This is a genomic window from Flavobacterium sp. SH_e, assembly GCF_025717045.1.
Taxonomy (GTDB): domain Bacteria; phylum Bacteroidota; class Bacteroidia; order Flavobacteriales; family Flavobacteriaceae; genus Flavobacterium.
In genome coordinates this window covers 484,216-504,358 of sequence record NZ_JAOVZN010000005.1, presented here as the reverse complement: position 1 = coordinate 504,358, position 20,143 = coordinate 484,216, and the positions used below count along the sequence as shown (strand labels likewise).

The 20,143-nt window shown below is 38.0% G+C and carries 8 protein-coding genes; 5 read left to right on the top strand and 3 right to left on the bottom strand.

Annotated features, from left to right (window positions below; all coding sequences use genetic code 11):
• The first annotated feature begins 82 nt into the window (after positions 1–82).
• The 5 genes from OD917_RS10100 to OD917_RS10080 all read left to right on the top strand — a co-directional run bounded on the left by OD917_RS10100 (position 83) and on the right by OD917_RS10080 (position 6,240).
• A complete protein-coding gene (locus OD917_RS10100; RefSeq protein ID WP_263523411.1) occupies positions 83–1,897 on the top strand; it encodes a glycoside hydrolase family 2 protein in 1,815 nt (604 codons plus the stop codon).
• Positions 1,898–2,224: 327 nt separating this feature from the next.
• Positions 2,225–3,247 carry a glycoside hydrolase family 43 protein gene (locus tag OD917_RS10095; RefSeq protein ID WP_263523410.1) on the top strand — a complete coding sequence of 341 codons (1,023 nt, stop codon included), beginning with the start codon at positions 2,225–2,227 and terminating at the stop codon, positions 3,245–3,247.
• Positions 3,248–3,304: 57 nt separating this feature from the next.
• Entirely contained in the window at positions 3,305–4,483 is a 1,179-nt protein-coding gene (locus tag OD917_RS10090; protein ID WP_263523409.1) for an aldose epimerase family protein, read from the top strand.
• A gap of 204 nt (positions 4,484–4,687) precedes the next feature.
• On the top strand, positions 4,688–5,668 hold the full coding sequence (locus tag OD917_RS10085) for a glycoside hydrolase family 43 protein (RefSeq protein WP_263523408.1): 981 nt from the start codon (positions 4,688–4,690) through the stop codon (positions 5,666–5,668).
• 158 nt (positions 5,669–5,826) lie between these two features.
• Positions 5,827–6,240, top strand: a complete 414-nt coding sequence (locus OD917_RS10080; RefSeq protein WP_111290467.1) for a 3-hydroxyacyl-ACP dehydratase FabZ family protein — start codon at positions 5,827–5,829, stop codon at positions 6,238–6,240.
• A 110-nt stretch (positions 6,241–6,350) separates the two neighbouring features.
• Here OD917_RS10080 and OD917_RS10075 read toward each other — a convergent pair whose 3' ends face one another.
• The 3 genes from OD917_RS10075 to OD917_RS10065 are packed head-to-tail and all read right to left on the bottom strand — an operon-like array spanning position 6,351 to position 20,086.
• Complete coding sequence (locus tag OD917_RS10075) at positions 6,351–8,279, bottom strand: OmpA family protein (RefSeq protein WP_263523407.1); 1,929 nt, start codon at positions 8,277–8,279, stop codon at positions 6,351–6,353.
• A gap of 12 nt (positions 8,280–8,291) precedes the next feature.
• A complete protein-coding gene (locus OD917_RS10070) occupies positions 8,292–9,215 on the bottom strand; it encodes a type IX secretion system membrane protein PorP/SprF (protein WP_263523556.1) in 924 nt (307 codons plus the stop codon).
• A 53-nt stretch (positions 9,216–9,268) separates the two neighbouring features.
• The gene (locus tag OD917_RS10065) at positions 9,269–20,086 is read right to left on the bottom strand and encodes a PKD domain-containing protein (RefSeq protein WP_263523406.1); all 10,818 of its coding nucleotides are present in this window, start codon (positions 20,084–20,086) and stop codon (positions 9,269–9,271) included.
• Between the last annotated feature and the right edge of the window lie 57 nt (positions 20,087–20,143).

The window sequence follows — 20,143 nt, the reverse complement described above, 5'->3', positions numbered from 1 at the left end:
GCTAAAACTAAAATGAACTTATATAACTTATATGGTTTAAAATAAAAAAACGTATGAGTGTAAAATCTCAAATAGATAGAATATGAAAAGAAAAAGCATCCTTTTTTTAGCCTTGTTATCCATGTTTGCGGTAAATGCGCAATGGAAACCGCAAGGAGATAAAATCAAAACCAAATGGGCGGAACAGGTTGACCCGAAGAAACCGTTACCCGAATATCCCCGTCCGATTATGGAGCGCGGCCAATGGAAAAATCTGAATGGTTTGTGGAATTATAGCATTCAAGAATTTGGAAAAGCAGCGCCTTCAAAATATGACGGGCAGATTCTGGTTCCGTTTGCGGCCGAATCGAGTTTGTCTGGAGTGATGAAAGAAGTTGGTGCTAAAAATGAACTTTGGTACGAAACTCAATTTTCGATTGAATCTAGCTGGAGTGGAAAAAACATCCTTTTGCATTTTGGCGCTGTCGATTGGAAAACAGAGGTTTTTGTGAATGATGTAAAAGTGGGTTCGCATACGGGAGGTTATACGCCATTTTCATTTGACATTACGCCATTTATCCAAAAAGGTAAAAATCAGAAATTAGTTGTAAAAGTTTGGGATCCTTCAAATGATGGGCCACAGCCAAGAGGAAAACAAGTTAAAAATCCAGAAGGAATTTGGTACACTCCTGTTACAGGAATTTGGCAGACAGTTTGGATTGAGCCTGTAAATGCTAAAAACATTGCAACATTAAGAACAACTCCAAATATTGATCAAAATACGATTAGTATAAAAGCGGAGGTAAATGGAGCAGAAAAAGGCGATTTAGTAGAAATTTCTGTTTTGGAAGGTGGAAAAGAAATTGCTAAAGAAAAAGCAGTTGTGGGAGAAAGCAATGATATTGTTTTGAATAATCCGAAACTGTGGTCGCCTGAAAGTCCGTTTTTATATCAGACTAAAATTCGCTTAATCAGCAAGAATAAAGTGGTTGATGAGGTGAAAAGTTATTTTGCGATGCGTAAGATTTCATCAAAAAGAGATGAAAATGGAATCGTGAGAATGCAATTGAATAACAAAGATTATTTCCAATTCGGACCTTTAGATCAAGGCTGGTGGCCAGACGGATTGTATACCGCACCAACTGATGAAGCTTTGAAATACGATATTGTTAAAACCAAAGAATTAGGATTTAATATGATCCGTAAACACGTAAAAGTTGAACCAGAGCGTTGGTACACGTATTGCGATCAAATGGGAATTTTAGTTTGGCAAGATATGCCAAGCGGAGACGATCAGCCGATTTGGCAAAATAGAAAGTATTTTGAAGGAACAGAATTACAGCGTTCGACAAAATCAGAAGAAATCTACAGAAAAGAATGGAAAGAAATTATGGATCATTTGTATTCTTATCCAAGTATTGTGGTTTGGGTTCCGTTTAACGAAGCTTGGGGACAATTTAAAACCGTTGAAATTACAGAATGGACAAAAAATCATGATTCAACGCGTTTGATTAATTCTGCAAGCGGTGGAAATCACTTTCAAACAGGAGATATTTTGGATTTGCATAATTATCCAGGGCCAGAAATGTATTTGTACGATGCGAGAAGAGTTACAGTCTTGGGAGAGTATGGCGGAATCGGACTTCCACTAGAAGGACATCTTTGGAGAGCAAATGACAACTGGGGTTACATCAAATTTAAAAATGAGGCAGAAGTTACCGCCGAATATAAAAAGTACGCGGAAATGCTTCGAAAATACGTTAAAACGGGATTCTCGGCCGCAGTCTATACTCAAACAACAGATGTTGAAGGCGAAGTGAACGGTTTTATGACCTACGACCGAAAAGTGGACAAAATGGATTTTAAAGCGGTGAATAAGATTAATATGGAGGTTATCAATGCTTTGAATGTTAAATAATTTTTAAACACATAGAAAGATAGGGTTTTGTTTTGAAAAAAAGGAAGTAGAAGAAACTAGTTTCCACACATAGCCCAACAAAGTTTGTCATTTCGAGGAACGAGAAATCGCACTCGAAATTCCGCATAGAAAATCGCCAATCTTTGAGGAATCCCTAGTGTGATTCCTCGTTCCTCGGAATGACAAAAAGATGCAGAACAGCTTTGTGTTCTTCGTCTTCTTCTGAAGTGACCAAGCTGAGAAAAAACCTTTGTGAACTTTGCGAAAAACCTTTGCGTCTTTGCGTTTAAAAAAAACTCTAAGCTAAAAGTCTAAAATCAATAAAAAATGAAAAAATATCTAATCCTTTTCCTATTCACAACGATAAGTTTTGCACAGCAAAAAACATTCACCAACCCAATCCTTCCATCGGGAGCAGATCCTTACAGCACGTATTACAAAGGCTATTATTACTATACCAATACATTGGGAAATAAATTGGTTTTATGGAAAACAAAAGACCTTTCTGATATCAAAAACGCAGAAAGCAAAGTCATTTGGACGCCACCAAAAGGAACTGATTATTCAGCAGAAATCTGGGCGCCTGAATTTCATATCATCAGCGGGAAATGGTATTGTTATTTCGCCGCAGATAATGGAGATAACAACAATCATAGAATGTATGTTTTAGAAAATAAATCTTCAGACCCGTTTAAAGGGAATTTTGAGTTTAAAGGCAAAATCGCAGCTAAAACTGATAAATGGGCAATTGACGGAAATGTTTTCGAATATAAAAAACAATTGTACATGATTTGGGCAGGTTGGGCAGGCGACAAAAACGGCCAGCAGAACATTTACATAGCTAAAATGAAAAATCCACTAGAAATTGACGGTGACCGTGTTATGATTTCTGCGCCAACAAATAACTGGGAAACGCATGGCGCATTGCATGATGATGTTAATCCGCCGCAAGTTAATGTCAATGAAGGACCGCAATTTTTAGAAAGAAATGGAAAGATCTTCATCGTGTTTTCGGCAAGCGGATGTTGGACAGATTTCTATGCTTTAGGATTATTGAAATTTAAAGGCGGAGATAATTTGTTAGATGCTTCGGCTTGGGAGAAGGCGCCAGGGCCTATTTTCAAGCAATCAGAGAAAAACAAAGTTTACGCGCCGGGTCATAATTCGTTTTTTAAATCACCTGACGGAAAAGAAGATTGGATTCTATATCATGCCAATTCGAATCCGGGTGAGGGCTGTGGAAATAAAAGATCTCCAAGAATGCAGAAAATTAATTGGGATGCAAACGGATTTCCAGTTTTAGGTGAGCCCGTGAGTGAAGGAACTCCATTAGCTATTCCATCAAAATAATTAGAAAAGATTTAAACCAGAGAATGAAATTACTTCATTTATCGTAATGACATAAAAATGAAAAATATTCAAATAGCTGCAGTTTTGTTGCTTGCACTTTTTCAATTCAATTGTAAAAACAGCAAAAAAGACGATTCGGCTTTAAAAGAAAACACTGAAATCAAATTAGATTCAGTAAAAACGGTTTTAGAAACCAAAAATTTCGACACGATAATCGATGGCAAGAAAGTTAGTTTGTATTGGATCGAAAACAAAGGCATAAAAGCTGCTTTTACCAATTATGGCGGGCGATTAGTAGGTTTATGGGTAGCAGATAAAAACGGAAAACAAACCGATGTTGTAGTTGGAATGAATAGCGTAAAAGGGTTTAAAAACTCGACTGAACCTTATTTTGGAGCGACAATAGGCAGAGTTGGCAACAGAGTTGCATTAGGTAAGTTTACACTTGAAGGCAAGCAATATCAGATTCCATTGAATAATGGAAAGAATGCTTTACACGGTGGTATAAAAGGGTTTCAAGATGTAGTTTGGAATGCGGAAAAGACAGATGAAAAGACCTTGGTTTTTACGTATGTTTCTCCAGATGGCGAACAAGGTTTTCCAGGAAATCTGAATGTAAAAGTAACTTATACGCTTACAGATGATAATTCAGTAAAAATGGAATATGAAGCGACAACGGATAAAACTACAATTGTAAATCTAACAAATCATGCTTTTTTCAATTTAAACGGAGAAGGAAGTGGAACAATTTTGAATCATGAATTACAGATTTACGGAGATCAATTTACACCTGTTGATGAAGGTTTAATTCCGAGTGGAGAATTAAAATCAGTAAAAAATACGCCATTTGATTTTACTTCAAAACATACTATTGGTGAAAGAATCGAAACTAAAGACGAACAACTGAAATTTGGAAAAGGTTATGACCACAATTATGTGCTGAATACAGACAAAAAAGATGGTTTTGTTCACGCCGCAACGATTAAAGGCGATGTTTCAGGTGTTACTTTAGATATTTATACAGAAGAACCTGGACTACAGTTTTATAGCGGAAATTTCATGCAAAGTAAAAACATCTTTAAATCAGGCGCTAAAGATGATTTTAGAACTGCTTTTGCCTTAGAAACCCAGCACTTTCCAGATGCTCCGAATCAGTCAAAATTTGCTCCGATTACCTTAAAAGCGGGAGAGAAGTATCATACGGTTTCTTTGTGTAAATTTTCGATCGTGAAATAATGTTTTTCGCAATTATTTTTATGATTTAGATGCTCTAAAAATGGAATTAAAAATACAGTATTAAAAACAAAAAAGTAATCGAAATTTTGTTGTGATTTACTTAAAAAATGACAAGATTTCTATTATAGTTTTTCTCTATACTGTATGTTTAACTATTTGATTTTTAGTTTTGAAATTATATTTAACTAAATAAAAAGTTTAATAATGAATATTAAGAGATATTTTAGCCTGTTGAGTTTGTTTTGTGTCTTTATTTGTTGCTCTCAAGAGAAAGAAACAACAAAAAAAACGGTTTCAAAAGACAAACCAATCTTGTTGGCAGATCCGACCATTTTTTATGAAAATGGAGTTTATTATTTGTACGGAACAACAACTGGAGATTTTCCTAACGGAGAAGGTTTTCAAGTGTACACTTCTTCTGATTTAAAAAAATGGAATGGTCCATCTGGCGCACAAAATGGTTTGGCTTTTAAAAAAGGCGATGCTTTTGGAACGAAAGGTTTTTGGGCTCCTCAGATTTTTAAATTCGATGGAAAATATAAAATTATTTATACAGCCGATGAGAATATTGCTATTGCAAGTAGTGATAGTCCGATTGGGCCATTTAAAAGCGATTCTAAGGCTTCAATGTTTAATTTGGGCAAACAGATTGATCCGTTTGTTTTTGTTGATGAGGATGGCAAAAAATACCTTTATCACGTGCGTTTGACTAACGGGAACAGAATTTTTGTTGCAGAATTAAAAGAAGACCTGTCGGGAATTAAAGAAGAAACGCTGAAAGAATGCATTTCTGGGGTTCTTGCTTGGGAAAATACACAGAATGTATCTTGGCCAGTTACAGAAGGCCCAACGGTCTTAAAACACAACGGTTTGTATTATATGATTTATTCTGCAAATGATTTTAGAAATCCTGATTATGCTGTAGGTTATGCAACAGCAAAAAGTCCGTATGGACCTTGGGAAAAAGCTCTAGAAAGCCCAATAATAAGCCGTAAAGACGTTGGAATAAATGGAGTTGGACACGGAGATGTTTTTTATGATAAAAACGGAAAAATGAAATATGTTCTGCATACGCATTTAAGCAATAGCGGAGTTTCACCAAGAAAGGCAGGAATTATTGATATTGATTTTGAAGGAAATAAAATCAAGGCGAATGCAAAAAGTTTTGTTTTATTGCAAGAGTAAAAACAATTGATTTTAGAGTTGGTAGCGGGAAAAGAGGTGCTTCGGCATCTCTTTTTTGTTTAAGAAATACAGCGATAAAATAAGTATTTGACAGAGATGTAATTTAAAACGTTGGTTATTTCATGTCAGATTCGTACATTGGTAAAAATTACACAAACATGACTAAAAAAATAGAAGATTTAATTCCGCATCGTGCGCCCTTTCTTTTTGTCGATGAAATTATTTCTTATACTACAGAAACAATCATTGGTTTAAAGACATTTACAGATAAAGATGCTTGGCTCCAAGGCAGTTTTCCAGATTTTAATTTTGTTCCAGGAACTATTTTAATCGAAGCAATGGCGCAATGTGGAGGCGCAGGAATAAAGCTTTTAGGAATCGCAGACGGCGTTTTTGGATTAGTAAGTATGGATAATGTTGAGTTTTTTGCTGGTGTTGAGTTTAATAAACTGGTTAAATTTGTGGTGAAAAATATTCGCACAAGTGAAAAAATCATTAAACAATATGGAGAAGCTTTTGATGAAGATAAGCTGATTATGAAAGGCGAGTGGATGTGTGTGAAGCTTCAGTGATTAAGAGTAAAGAGAATAGAATAAAGAAAATAGAAGCAAGAATCAAGAGAAAAGTGCAGATAGAGAAATAAATAAAGAAAGCGTCCTGAGATTGATCGGGACGCTTTTTTTTACATTTTGGTAATGATGAATTCGCTTCGGCGATTGATTTGATGCTGTGCTTCTGTACAGGGAACTCCGTTGGAGCAATTGTTGATTAACTGAGTTTCTCCGTAGCCAATTGCACTTTCAATTCGTTCGAGGGCAACACCTTGAGAAACTAAATAATCTCTAGTGGCTTTTGCTCTTCGATCAGACAGCTCTAAATTGTATTGATCATTGGCACGAGAATCGGTGTGCGATTCAATTTTTATTACTACTGATTTATACTGATGCATTAAGAGAACGACTTTATTAAGTTCTATTGCAGCATCATAGCGTATTTCTGATTTATCTAAATCAAAGAAAATGATTCCAATTTTGATTTTTAAAACGCCATTTTCGCGAACAATTAATGCAGGATCCAAACCTACTGGAACGTCTGTTTTTCCAGAACTATTTGCTGTAACGATCGCTTTGCTATTGGTATTATAATTGTCTTTTGTGACCTCAATGGTATAAGAAGTGTTACAATTTACGTTATTATTAAAATCGTATTTTCCGTCAAGCTGAGAAACAGTTTCAGCCACTTTTATTCCGTTTGCATTTTTAAGCGTTACCATTGCGCCGGCGATTCTGTTGTTTGAAATAGCATCGAAAACATATCCGCTTATGGCTTGATTGCACGATCTTTCAAAAGAGTAAATATCATCATCTCCTTTTCCTGTTTTTCTGTTAGAAGAGACAAAACCTTTGTTGGTCGCTTCGTTAACGATATAGCCAAAATCGTCTCTATTGCTGTTTAGTGGCGCACCAAGATTGGCTGGTGTATCCAAAATGCCGTCATTTATTCTGCTTTCGAATACGTCTAAACCTCCTAAACCTAAGAATCCGTCAGAAGAAAAATAGAGTGACTGATCGGTAATATATGGAAACATTTCGCGTCCTGTTGTATTTATTTTTTCGCCCAAATTTTTGGGGTCAGAAAATTGATTATTGCCTAAAATATCCACTACAAAAATATCTGTAGAGCCAATTGTTCCTGGCATATCCGAAACGAAATACAGTTTTTTGCCGTCTTTGCTTACCGACGGATGTCCAACAGAATAATTATCGCTGTTAAAAGGCAATTCTTTAATATCAGTCCATTGTGTAGTTCCGTTTTGATTTTCTATAGAAGTGGCAGAGTAGATTTTTAGGTTATTAATTCCTTTGCTGTCACGTTTTAGTTTTCCGTTGTAATTATTTCTAGTAAAATAAATTGTTTTTTCGTCAGGCGAAAAGGCAATACAAGCTTCATGAAAGTTTGTTGTAATTTCTTTTCCAAAGCGCTGTTTAAAAGAAACATTCGAGCCTGTTTCGCTTATTTTTCCTAACTGCAGATTTAAATAGGGTTGGTCGTTCCATCCGTATTTGTCTGTTTTCCAATAAGAAGAATCGACAGTTGTTGAATAAACTAAATCGCCTTTATAATACATTGGGCCGAACTCTGAATAAGCAGAATTAATGTCTAAATTCTCCAGTACAAAAGACGGTTTTATGTTTTCGATATCTTCTAATGTGACATTTTTAAGAGAAAAGTTCTTAGCTCTGGGATCGGTTGATTTTTGTTTTTCAGCAAAGGCTTTCATCCATTTTTTTGCCAATTCATAATTTTGAATTCCTTGCAATGACTGCGCATAACGGAATAGATATTCAGCAGAAACTTCATTTGGATATTCAGCAATCAGTTTTCCGTACCATTTTGATGCGCTTGACATTCTAGTATTAAAATAATAAGCATCTCCCAGCCGCTGAAGTGTTTCTTTAGAAGCATCACCGTTATTTATCGAAAGCTCATACGATTTTGCGGCTTCCACATAATACATCTTATCAAAAAGAGCATCGGCAGTTTTGTTTTTGGTTTGCGAATAAATCAGCTGTATAACCAATAATGTGAGTATAGTAATTGTTCTTTTCATAGACTATCCGTATTAAAAGAATCGAGGTGATTTTAGTCCTTTTTTGCGTGAAACTAGTTCAAAGCGAAGCATAATTTCATGTGTACCGCTATTATAATTCTGCAAAGCGGTTGTAGTATAATCGTAAGCATAACCAGCCATAATCATTGGTGTAATCTGTATTCCGACTAGACCGCTTACAGAATCTGATGTGCGATAGGCGACACCAAGTGTTAGAGCGTTATTAAACATAAAATTGGCTGATATATCTGCAATTAAAGGTGCTCCAGCAACATATTTGACTAAAACAGCGGGTTTGAATTTGGTATGTGCCGAAAGATCAAATACAATACCTCCAATAAGATAAACATGTATTCTCTGATTGACTAAATCTTCGCTGATATCATCATAAGTATAACGTTCGCGGGTCATAAAATTCGGAATTGAAATTCCGATGTAATCTCTTTCTCCATGCCAATACAATCCAGCTCCAACAACAGGCAGGAATTTATTGGTAATGTTTTCACGAAATTGCACATCGGGATCTTTGTAGCTTCCTTTAGACCAGTCAATATTGATAACACGTCCACCACCTTTTACTCCAAAGGAAAGCTTGTGAGTTTCGCCAGATTTAATCGTATAAGAGAAATTGGCATCCAAATACTGCTCGTCTGTTGGGCCGATTTCTTCGTTTACGACTGAAATTCCTAGACCTACATTTTTTCCGACAGGCGTGTCTAGAGAGAAGCTTTGAGTATTTGGAGCGCCTTCAAGACCAACCCATTGTGTTCGATAAATTCCTGTTATAGCTAAATGTCCCAGAGAACCGGCATAAGCCGAGTTTACAGTGAGTGTATTGTACATGTATTGCGTATATTGCGGGTCTTGCTGTGCAAAGGCTCCATATACCGAGAATAGAGTTATTATCGCGAAAACCTTTTTTATATTTTTAATCATAGCCAATTTTATTTTGGTTAATCCTATTCTTAAATCGCCTTTTCTAAATGGTCTTATTTGAGGTAAACCCATCCAGAGGTTTTTTTAGATCCATCTCCTAAATCTAGAATATAGAAATAGGTGCCTTCAGGAAGCGTTTTGGCAGAGCCTTCTTCTTTTCCGTCCCAAGTATTTTTATAGCCTTTTTGGTAGTAAACCAAATTACCCCAGCGGTTAAAAATCTCTAGCTGATTATCTGGATATCTTTCAATGCAATCAATATAGAAGAAATCGTTTTGGCCGTCATCATTTGGTGAAAACTCATTATAGATTTTCAGACAGTTTGGCGAAACAGTAGCGCTATCCTGATTGTTTGCTGAATTAGTATCTATCTGATCCAGTTTAATCAAATGAGCATTGTTTAAATAATCATTAAAATCGATAACCTTAACAGTGAGTATTAATGTTTGTAATGCTCCAGTACTGATAGAAGAAATGCTCCAAATTCCTGTTTTTTGATCATAGGTTCCTGAACTTGCTGATGAATTTATTAAGGAATATCCTTTAGGTAATACATCCTGAACTTCCACATTTGTTGCGGTTAAATTGCCTAAGTTTTCAGCACTGATGGTAAAAGTTACCTGAGTATTCATAGGAACATCTGTTTTATCGACTTCTTTGTTGATAGCAATATCAGTAGAAGGTATGTTAATCGATTCAGAATCTTCATCATCTTCACTTTGATCTCCATTATCGTTATTTGGAGTAGAATCCGGGTCAAATTGATTACTTGCCGTCACCTGAGCAATATTCACATAATCAACACTTTCTAATCCAAGTGGACTGGCTACAGTTGCTTGATAGGTTAGCGAAATGCCTCCAACAGGGACTGTTAGATTTACCCATTTAATGGTATTTAAGCTAAAGATACCGCCATTATTAATATTCGAAATATTCTTATAGCCAAGCGGAATAATATCTTCAACAGCCACTCCGGTTGCGATACTTGGGCCTTCATTATTAAGTTGCAAGGTGAATGTTACAACTTCGTCTACATTTGCGTTTTTATTGCTGGCTGTTTTTTCTAGACTTAAATCGGCAACTGCAATTTTAATCTGTAAGCTGTCATAATCATCTTCTGTTGTAACTCCATTGTTTGGAGTTGAATCAGGATCGGGCAGGTTACTGGCAATAACCTCAGTTATATTTGTGTATTCGCCTGCAATACCCGATGGCTTATTCACTGTCGTATAAATATCTAGTGACTGATCTGTTCCAGTTGGAATATTTCCAACATTCCAAATACCTGTGACATAGTTATATAACCCACTTGTAGGACTGCTGGTCTGATAGGTAAATCCAGGCGGAAGCAAATCTTTGACTCTTACGCCAGATGCATCTGCAGGGCCGTCGTTAGTAACTGTAACTGTGAAAATTACCGTTGAACCTACATCATGAATGGCATCTTGATTAAGAGCTGTTTTTTTAATAGATAAATCTGCCATTACAATTACTGGTGTAACAGAAATGCTGTCGTAATCATCTTCTGTAGTTACTCCATTTCCTGGTGTGCTGTCAGGATCATGCTGATCGGCAGTCATGATTTCTGTTATATTTAGGTATTCATCAGGAGTGCCTGTTGGACTTTTTACAAAGACATTCAAGAGTAATGTATGGCTGTTTCCAGGTAAAATAACATTAGGGTTCCAAATTCCAGTTACAGGATCATATCTTCCAGATGTAGAATTGAAAAAGATGTAATCATATCCCGAAGGAAGAATATCTTTAACTGTAACACCTGTTGCAATACTAGGTCCGTTATTGGTAACAATAATAGAAAATGTTATCTGAGAGCCTACAGCAGGAGTTAGAATATTATTAATTACTTTTTTCTCAATAGAAAGATCGGCTACTGCTGGAACAGGACTCAATAATACAGAACTGATGTCATCTTCTGAAGTAACTCCGTTATTTGGGGTTGAATCGGGATCCACTTCATTAGAAGCATAAACTTCTGCCACATTTTGATAAACTCCAGTATTATTGACTTTTGCGCCTATTAATAAAGATTCTGAAGCTCCGTTTGGTATAGTTCCGATATCCCAAATTCCTGTTGTGTTGTAATATTGTCCAGATGTTGAACTGTATACTACATATTCATAGCCGCTTGGAAGCATATCAATTACTTTAACTCCAGTTGCATTTTGTGGGCCACTGTTAGTTACGGTTATTTCGAATGTAACTGTTGCCCCAAAAATTGGACTTAAGTTTCCGCCAACAACAGTCTTAACAAGGGATAAATCTGCCATTGGAGGTATTGGAACCGTTAGGGCGCTGCCATAATCATCTTCTGTTGGGATTCCATTGTTTGGCGTGGAATTTGGATCTGGAAGACTGCTGGCAGTTACTTCTGCAATGTTTTCATAGTTTCCCGCCGCATTTACCGTAGCGGTTATGCGCAGGGTCTGCGAATCTCCGTTGGCTAAAGAACCGATATTCCATTTTCCTGTAGTGCCGCTATAAGTCCCTTTTGTGGCGCTGTAATTAATAAAAGCATATCCGGAAGGGAGCAGATCAGTAACCTCTACGCTAGCATTGTCACGAGGGCCTTTATTGGTGAGGCTCACTTCGAAAATAACAGATGACCCCACTAATGGCGACGCATTGTCAACCATTTTAGTCAAAGACAGGTCAGATAATTGGATAGGCGGGTTAGGCGCTGTTATGGTAACCTGAGCTGTAGCATAATCATCTTCTGTCGGTATTGCATTGTTTGGAGCGGAATCCGGATCCGGAAGATCCGCAGCTGTGACCTCTGCAATATTGGTATAATTTCCCACTGCACTGGCCAGTGCTTTAATCTGCAGTGATTCAGACTGTCCTGAACCCAGATTGCCAACATTCCATAATCCTGTCATATGGTTGTATGTGCCTTTGGAGACTGCGTAAGACTGAAAGTAGCATCCCGCAGGCAATAGGTCTGTAACCTTTACACCGGTGTTATCTTGGGGGCCGCTATTGGTGACTACAATTTCAAAAGTTACGAAAGTGTCCAATAATGGAGTCGGATCGTCAACGGTTTTAGTTAATGACAAATCTGACGACTGTGTGTTTGGTGTTACTGTTGCTGTTGCATAATCGTCTTCTGCTGCTGCACCATTGTTTGGTGTTGAATCAGGGTCTGGAAGTGCACTTGAAGTTACTTCAGCCACATTTACATAATTTCCTGTTGGATTTACTACAGCGAGAATCTGTAACGTTTCTGATTTTCCATTAATCAAATTGCCTACTGTCCAGACACCTGTTGCAGGATTGTAAGTTCCCGTAGAAATGGTAAAATTAGAATACGTGTAACCACTTGGCAGTAAATCAGTAACCGTTACTCCAGAGGTATCCTGCGGGCCATTATTGGTTACAATTACTTCAAAAGTTACTGGAGAGCCAACCAAAGGATTGGCATTATTAACTGTTTTAGTCAATGATAAATCAGCACTTTGAACTATTGGAGCAGTAGTGGCTTCAGCATAATCGTCTTCAGTTGTGATGCCGTTATTCGGAGTCGAATCAGGATCTGGCTGACTGCTGGCTGTAATTTCTGCAGTATTGGTATAATTTCCTGCAGCATTAACTACAGCGGTTATCTGTAAAGTATGATTTGATGCAACAGGCATGCTTCCAACAGACCAAAGTCCTGTTAAAGCATCATAACTTCCAGCTGTTGCAGTGTAAGATGCATACGTATAACCTGAAGGCAATAAATCGGTTACTGTTACATTATCTGTGGCTTGCGGTCCTGCATTGTTTACCTGAAGGCTGAAAGTTACCTGAGAACCCACAAGAGGTGTAGCATTGCTTACTGTTTTAGTTAACGATAAATCGGCAGATGTTGCTATTGGCGTTGTTGAAGCTTCTGCATAATCGTCTTCAGTTGTAATGCCGTTATTCGGAGTCGAATCTGGATCAGGCTGACTGCTGGCTGTGATTTCTGCACTATTAGTATAATTTCCTGCGGCATTAACCAAAGCTGTTATCTGCAAAGTATAAGAATCTGTGACAGGCATATTTCCAACATCCCAAAGCCCTGTGCTAGAATCATAAGTTCCAGTTGTAGCGCTGTATGACACATATGTATAACCCGAAGGGAGTAAATCTGTAACGGTAACACCGTCTGCTTCTTGCGGACCTGAATTCGTTACCTGAATGCTGAATGTTACTAACGAACCTACAAGTGGAGTGGGATTACTTACTGTTTTAGTCAATGATAAATCTGCTGATGTTGGAACAGGAGTTGTAGTTGCTTCTGCATAATCATTTTCGGTTGTGATTCCGTTATTTGGAGTCGAATCGGGATCTGGAAGATTTGCTGCTGTTACTTCTGCAGTATTAGTGTAATCACCAGTTGGGTTTACTCTTGCGACAATTTGAAGTGTTTCTGAATCACCAGTTACTAAATTACCAACATTCCAAATTCCTGAATTGGTATCGTAAGTTCCCGTAGAAACTGTAAATCCAGTGAATGTATAACCTGATGGAAGAACATCTGTAACCTGGATGCCAAAGTTATCTTGTGGGCCATTATTGGTTACAACTACTTCAAAGGTGACTAGCGAACCTACTAATGGTGTAGAATTATTAACAGTTTTAGCCAAAGATAAATCTGAAGACTGCTGAATAGGAGTAATAGTTGCCGTTCCATAATCGTCTTCTGTTGATATTCCATTGTTTGGTGTTGAGTCAGGATCAGGAGTATCGCTATTCGTAACCTCTGCAATATTGGTATAATCTCCTGTAGGGTTTACTATTGCGTTTATCTGTAATGTTTCAGATTCGCTGCTTTCCAATATGTCAAGTGTCCATAAACCCGTTGCGCTGTCATAAGTTCCGCTTGTTGCATTAAAAGTGGTGAAAGTATATCCAGAAGGCAGTAAATCAGTAACCTGAACTTGAGCAGCATCTTGCGGACCACTATTTGTAGTAATAATAGTGAATGTTACTACAGAACCTACCAAAGGAGTCGGATTACTCACGGTTTTGGTTAAAGATAAGTCCGCTGACGGCTGTACAGGTGTTATTACAGCATTATCCTCATCATCTTCGCTTTGATCTCCATCATCATTATTTGGTGTACTATCAGGATCAGGAAGATTACTGGCTGTAACTTGGGTTATATTTAGGTAATTTCCTGTCGGGAGTACTTTTGCATCCAAAATCAGCGATTCTGAAACTCCAACATCAACGGTGCCAACATTCCAAACTCCAGTGGCACTGTTGTATAAACCTGCAGATGAACTGTAATTTACATATTGATAACCTGATGGAAGCAAATCAGTTACCTGAACTCCTGTTGCATTATTTGGGCCATCATTTGAAATGACAAGTTCAAAAGAAACCTGACTTCCAACTACTGGACTAGTATTTCCTGCGACAACATTTTTAACTAAAGATAAATCAGCAGATGGTCCTATAAAAGTAATTTCGGCATCATCCTGATCGTCTTCAGAAGCAATATTATTATTTGGAGTAGAATCTGGATCTGGTAGATCACTAGCCGTTATTTGTGCAATATTCAAATAATTCCCTAATGGATTAACAAGTGCACTAAAAGTTAGATTAACGTTAGAATTAGCTGGCAGATACAAATCTTTCCATTCTAAAGTAGCGGTAGCAATTTGATAAGTACCGCCAGAAGAAACAGATCCAGGAATTAGTGTATATCCAACAGGAATTACATCTTGTACATCTACTCCTGTTGCATTTCCTGGCCCTCTGTTTAATACATTTAAAGTGAAATCTACTTGTTGTCCTGCTGCTGCTGAAGTTGGGGTTACACTTTTTGTAAGTTCTAAATCAGCTTGTTTTAGTGAAACATTTGCACTAGACATATCATCTTCAGGTAATCCGTTTCCAGGTGTACTGTCAGGATCAAGCTGGTGTGCAGTTTGTATTTCAGCGACATTGATATAATCGTTTCCTGTTGAAACAACATTCACTTTAGCTGTAATCTGTAAAGCAAGTGAGTTTCCGTTGTTCAGATTTCCAACATTCCAAATTCCTGTAGCATTATTATATTTTCCAGCACCATTATCACTTACATAAGTATATCCTGGAGGCAGATGATCCGATACTGTAATTCCTGTAGCATTATTAGGACCACTGTTGGTTACTCTAATTGTAAAAATGACATTGTCATTTATGCTTACTGTTGCTGGAGAAACTGTTTTTTGTAAAGATAAGTCGGCAACGTCTAAAATAATAGAAGCATCATCTTGATCATCTTCAGTAGCAATATTATTATTTGGCGTACTATCAGGATCAAATTGATCAGAAGCTATAATTTCGGCATTATTTACATAAGAGCCTGTGGTTTTTATAACTGCCTGAAAAGTAAGATTTACTCGACCACCAACAGGAACGGTAAGATTGTTCCAAGTTATAGTATTATCGCCGAGATTGTAAATTCCTGCAAGATTTACAGAACCTGGTACTATAGTGTAACCAAGCGGAATATAATCTCGTACAGAAACTCCCGTTGCACTTACTGTTCCGCCTAAGGAGTTATTATTAAAAATCTGAATATTGAAAGTTACTGTGTCTCCGGCACTTCCTGTAACTGGAGTAACAGATTTGGTTAATTCAAGATCCGCAACAGATAAAATAGTCAAATTCATGGTATCTGATGAAACTGCACAATTTCCGTTACTTACTGTCCATTGTAATACATATATTCCCGCAACTGTACCCGTTACAGCAGTGCTAGGAGAGGAAGCATTTGTAAAGCCTATGATGCTTGGTCCAGAAACCTGAGTCCATGTTCCTGTGCCAATTGTAGGAACACTTGCATCCATATTTACAGGAGAAAACTGTGGAATTATTTGGTTTGGACCAGCATTGGCTGTTGATGGTAAATTGTAAATTGTAATGAGGACAGTATCGCTAGAAGTACATCCGGTTGTAGCAATTGTCCAGTTAAATTCATAAGTCCCTGCAATTAATCCTAACATCAGTGAGTTTGGGTTGTTGGGAGCTGATATTAGAGCTGTATTTGGTCCGGAAACTTGAGTCCATGTTCCTGTACCAATGACAGGCGAATTAGCAACCATACTTACTGAACTTTCGTCACATAATTCCTGATCAGGGCCTGCATTTGCTACAGTTGGTGGATCGTCATTAAAAGTGATGTCAACAGTATCTGAAGATGGCTGACACAATGATGGGTTTGTAAAAGGACCATTTGTAACCGTCCACGTTAAGGTGTATGTTCCTAAAACGGTAACATTGGAAAGGGTTGTCGTTGGGCTGTTAGGAGTATCTATTACCGCTGCGGCCCCTGCGGGTTGACTAGTGATTGACCAAGTTCCAATACCAACAGCTGGCGGTACAGCATCAGTTTGATATGTGGTCTGACAGGCTACAGCATCATCTGGCCCTGCATCAGCGGTACTTGGTGCAGCATTCATTTCTATTCTGACAATATCAGATAATGTTCTGCATGATGGACTTTCAAAAACCCATTCTAAAATATACAATCCTGGTACGGTTAATCCCGTGACAGTAGTGAGCGGAGCAGTAGGAGTTGTAATGACAGCGACACTTCCGGGTGGTTGAAAAGCAAAACGCCATTCAAAAACGGTAACATCGGGTGGTGGAACATTTCCTTGTAAAGTTGCTGTGCCTGCTACATCTGAAATACACAATGTCTGATCTGAACCTGCATCGGGCGGAACACTTGCACCGCTAAAAATTTCAACATTCACGGAATCAGACGATCCTGCACAAGTAGATCCGTCAGGAAAAGTGGTTGAAGTTGTGGTATAGGTAAAAACATAACTCGTTCCTGGAACTACGGTAGCATTCGCAATATAACTATTAGGTGGCGATTGTGTAATGGTGACCGCAGCAGGATTTCCAGATGTACTAGTAAGCGTCCAGGTTCCTGTTGAATTTTCATTTCCTTTAAGCTGAATACTGGTGACATCACAATAAGTTTGATCTGCTCCAGCATTTGCAGTTGGACTAACCACAACTATTATATCGTCAAAAGTACCTTGACAGAGGAAAATACTTTTAGCTGTAATAGTCCATCTAAAAGTATAAGTGCCAGCAACAAGCCCATTGATTACAGTATTTGGATTGGTAGGATCAACAATAGTTGGCTGATTAGGGGCTCCAGTCAAAACAGACCATTGACCTGTTTCGAAAAAGCTGTCATACGTACTGCCTGCCATTGCTACACTTGTATTGTTGCAAATATTTTGATCAGGACCTGCAACGGCTTGGTGGGGTGGAATGCCAATTGTTAAATTAATATCATCAAAAGCTTCGCCGCAGACTTCGGCATCAACTGTCCATCTAAAAATATAATAGCCACTATAGGTAAATGTAAAAACAGCATTCGGATCGTGTATGTCACTTATAGTATAGCCCCCCACGCCTGAAATCCTTGTCCAGGTTCCTACAGCACCGCTACTAATTGTTGCGGCCATTGTGATAGTGCTACCGCATATTTCCTGATCTGGTCCTGCGTTTGCAGCAGGAGGGGTGTTTGCAATGGTAACAGTTACATCGCTTTTATTGGGGGCACATAATCTGGTAGCAGTTTCAATTGACCAAGTAAATACATAAGTTCCGTTTCCTGGAACAGTTACTAAAGTGTTAGGATCACTTGAATCTGCAAAAATAACCCCAGTAGATGGTGTTACAGACCAAAGACCAATTTCAAAAATTCCTGGAGTATTACCGCTAAGATTAAAAGATGTTGTTCCTGCTGGATAACAAGCATCTGGTCCAGCATCGGAATTTGATGAAGCTGTAGAATTATTGGTGATTATAGTTACAGTGTCTGATATAGCTGAGCTGCAAGAAGGACCGGGGTGAAGATAAGAAACCGTCCACTGCAATTCATATTGGGAGACATTGGATGTAAAACCTGTAGCGACAGCATTTGGATCATTCACGTTGGAAAATGAAATGGTATTGGGGCCAGAAATCTGACTCCACGTGCCAATTTCACCGCCTTGTACAGGCTCACCAGCAAGCTGAACTTGAGCATTGGCACAAACAACCTGATTAGGACCAGCATCTGTAGTGCCAAGTGTACTGTCAGAAACGTAAATTGTTACAGTAGAAACAGAAAAACCGCAGGTAGCTCCACCACCTTTTGTTATATACTGAAAAACATAGGTTCCGGGAATAAGGCCTGTAACTTGAGTATCTATGGCAAAATTATCAGCAATTATTGCTTCATTCGGGCCACTGAGCTGACTCCAAAAATGCATACCTTCATCAGTTATAACGCCAGAAAGTATAGTACTTGTATCTCCGCAAGGTAAACTAACATCAGAACCAGCATTTGAAGGCACGGGATCTCCAGAAACTAGAATATTTAAAGTATCAAAACCGTAATCACAGCCAACTGGCAATGTTCCATTTTGGCTTCTAATAAATTCAACTGTGTAACCTCCCGACGTAGTAAGTGTCAATGTAAGTGAGTTTCCTACATCTTGAAGTGGAGTAGGAAAAGGGCCTAACGGAGAATTATCCGGTCCTGTCACAATTCGATACTGATTTACTCCTGTTCCAGTAACAGTAAGTGGGATTGTAAATACAGTCGCATTACAACTTCCAACAATATCATTGCCATTATTGGCTACAATGGTTCTTGTAGCGCCATTAAATTGAACGTTATAGTCTTTAGTAAAAACGCAGCCAGTATTGTTGTTAGTAAGTGTATATCTGAATTTATAAGGATCTCCAGAATCCGAGATATTAGTAACTAGAGTAGTTGGATTAGTGGGTGAAACAATTACTGCTCCTGGATCTCCTGAAATTTGTGTCCATTGGACAGTTTCTCCTGCATACAAAGGAGTTTGCGCTACTAAAGTTACTTGAGTAATGGTGTTATCACAAAAGAAGATGTTTTCATCACCACCAGGAAGTGTTGTTACGTCTTGTGTTGCTGCAGGGACATTAATAATAACCAAATCATTGCCAGAAGCGCATGGCCCTGTAACAGTCCATCTAAAAGTATAAGTGCCTTCTACAAGATTAGAAACCTGTGTATTACTTGAACTGGGGCTTCCAATAGTTGGTGTATTTGGACCACTTACAAATGTCCATTGTCCATTTTGTCCGTTCAGACCGCATCCTCCATAAGTGCCACTAAGATTAGTACTTTGTGTAGTGGTATAGCAATTGCTTAAAGTTTGGTCAGGACCTGCCGAAACAGGAGTTACACCTCCATAATTGGTTACAGTAATTTGAGAGGTAGTTCTGCATCTTTGTCCAGGAGCGTATTCAGGCCCTTCAATAACCCACTGAAGAGTTGTCACACCACAGCTTGTAGCAGGTAAAGTTATAGTTGAGGTTGGAAGATTAGGAAAATTAATTACAACCCCTGCATTGTTAGCGCCCACTATTTCCCAACTACCTGTTTCTCCCGTATTTTGAGGAGTATTTGCTGTAATAGATAAATTCCCTGTACTATTTGGACAGCTGGCAATATTGCCACCTGCATTTGCAATTGTAATAGGCTGTACATTAACAACTTTATCCTGATATGTTAAAATTCCATCCGCACAAGTTGCGCTATATCTAAATATATAGGTATTTCCTCCTGTGTAGCCTGTTACAATTGTACTAGCACTATTTGGTGTGTCAATTACAACCGCAGGTCCAGATATTTGCGTCCAAGAAACGGTGCCAATAATTGGAGAAGGATTATTTCCCGTTAAAACTAAAGCATCGGTTTCGCAAATTGTTACATTAAGTACTCCAGCATTTACAGTACAATTTTGAGCACTTATTTTAGTAATGTGTAAAATAAATAAAATAAATACTAAAAAAAGGTTTTTGGAAAAATTACGAAAAGTCGGGGAAACGTAAAATTGTGCCATAAGCAATCAAAGTATTTAAAGGTGGATACAAAGAAGTTAGAGCCCACCTTAAATTAA

What these genes read in the sequence shown, in the direction of transcription:
- OD917_RS10100 (WP_263523411.1), top strand. Translation starts at nt 83, where the DNA reads ATGAAAAGAAAAAGCATCCTTTTTTTAGCCTTGTTATCCATGTTTGCG.
- OD917_RS10095 (WP_263523410.1), top strand. Translation starts at nt 2,225, where the DNA reads ATGAAAAAATATCTAATCCTTTTCCTATTCACAACGATAAGTTTTGCA.
- OD917_RS10090 (WP_263523409.1), top strand. Translation starts at nt 3,305, where the DNA reads ATGAAAAATATTCAAATAGCTGCAGTTTTGTTGCTTGCACTTTTTCAA.
- OD917_RS10085 (WP_263523408.1), top strand. Translation starts at nt 4,688, where the DNA reads ATGAATATTAAGAGATATTTTAGCCTGTTGAGTTTGTTTTGTGTCTTT.
- OD917_RS10080 (WP_111290467.1), top strand. Translation starts at nt 5,827, where the DNA reads ATGACTAAAAAAATAGAAGATTTAATTCCGCATCGTGCGCCCTTTCTT.
- OD917_RS10075 (WP_263523407.1), bottom strand. Translation starts at nt 8,279, where the DNA reads ATGAAAAGAACAATTACTATACTCACATTATTGGTTATACAGCTGATT.
- OD917_RS10070 (WP_263523556.1), bottom strand. Translation starts at nt 9,215, where the DNA reads ATGATTAAAAATATAAAAAAGGTTTTCGCGATAATAACTCTATTCTCG.
- OD917_RS10065 (WP_263523406.1), bottom strand. Translation starts at nt 20,086, where the DNA reads ATGGCACAATTTTACGTTTCCCCGACTTTTCGTAATTTTTCCAAAAAC.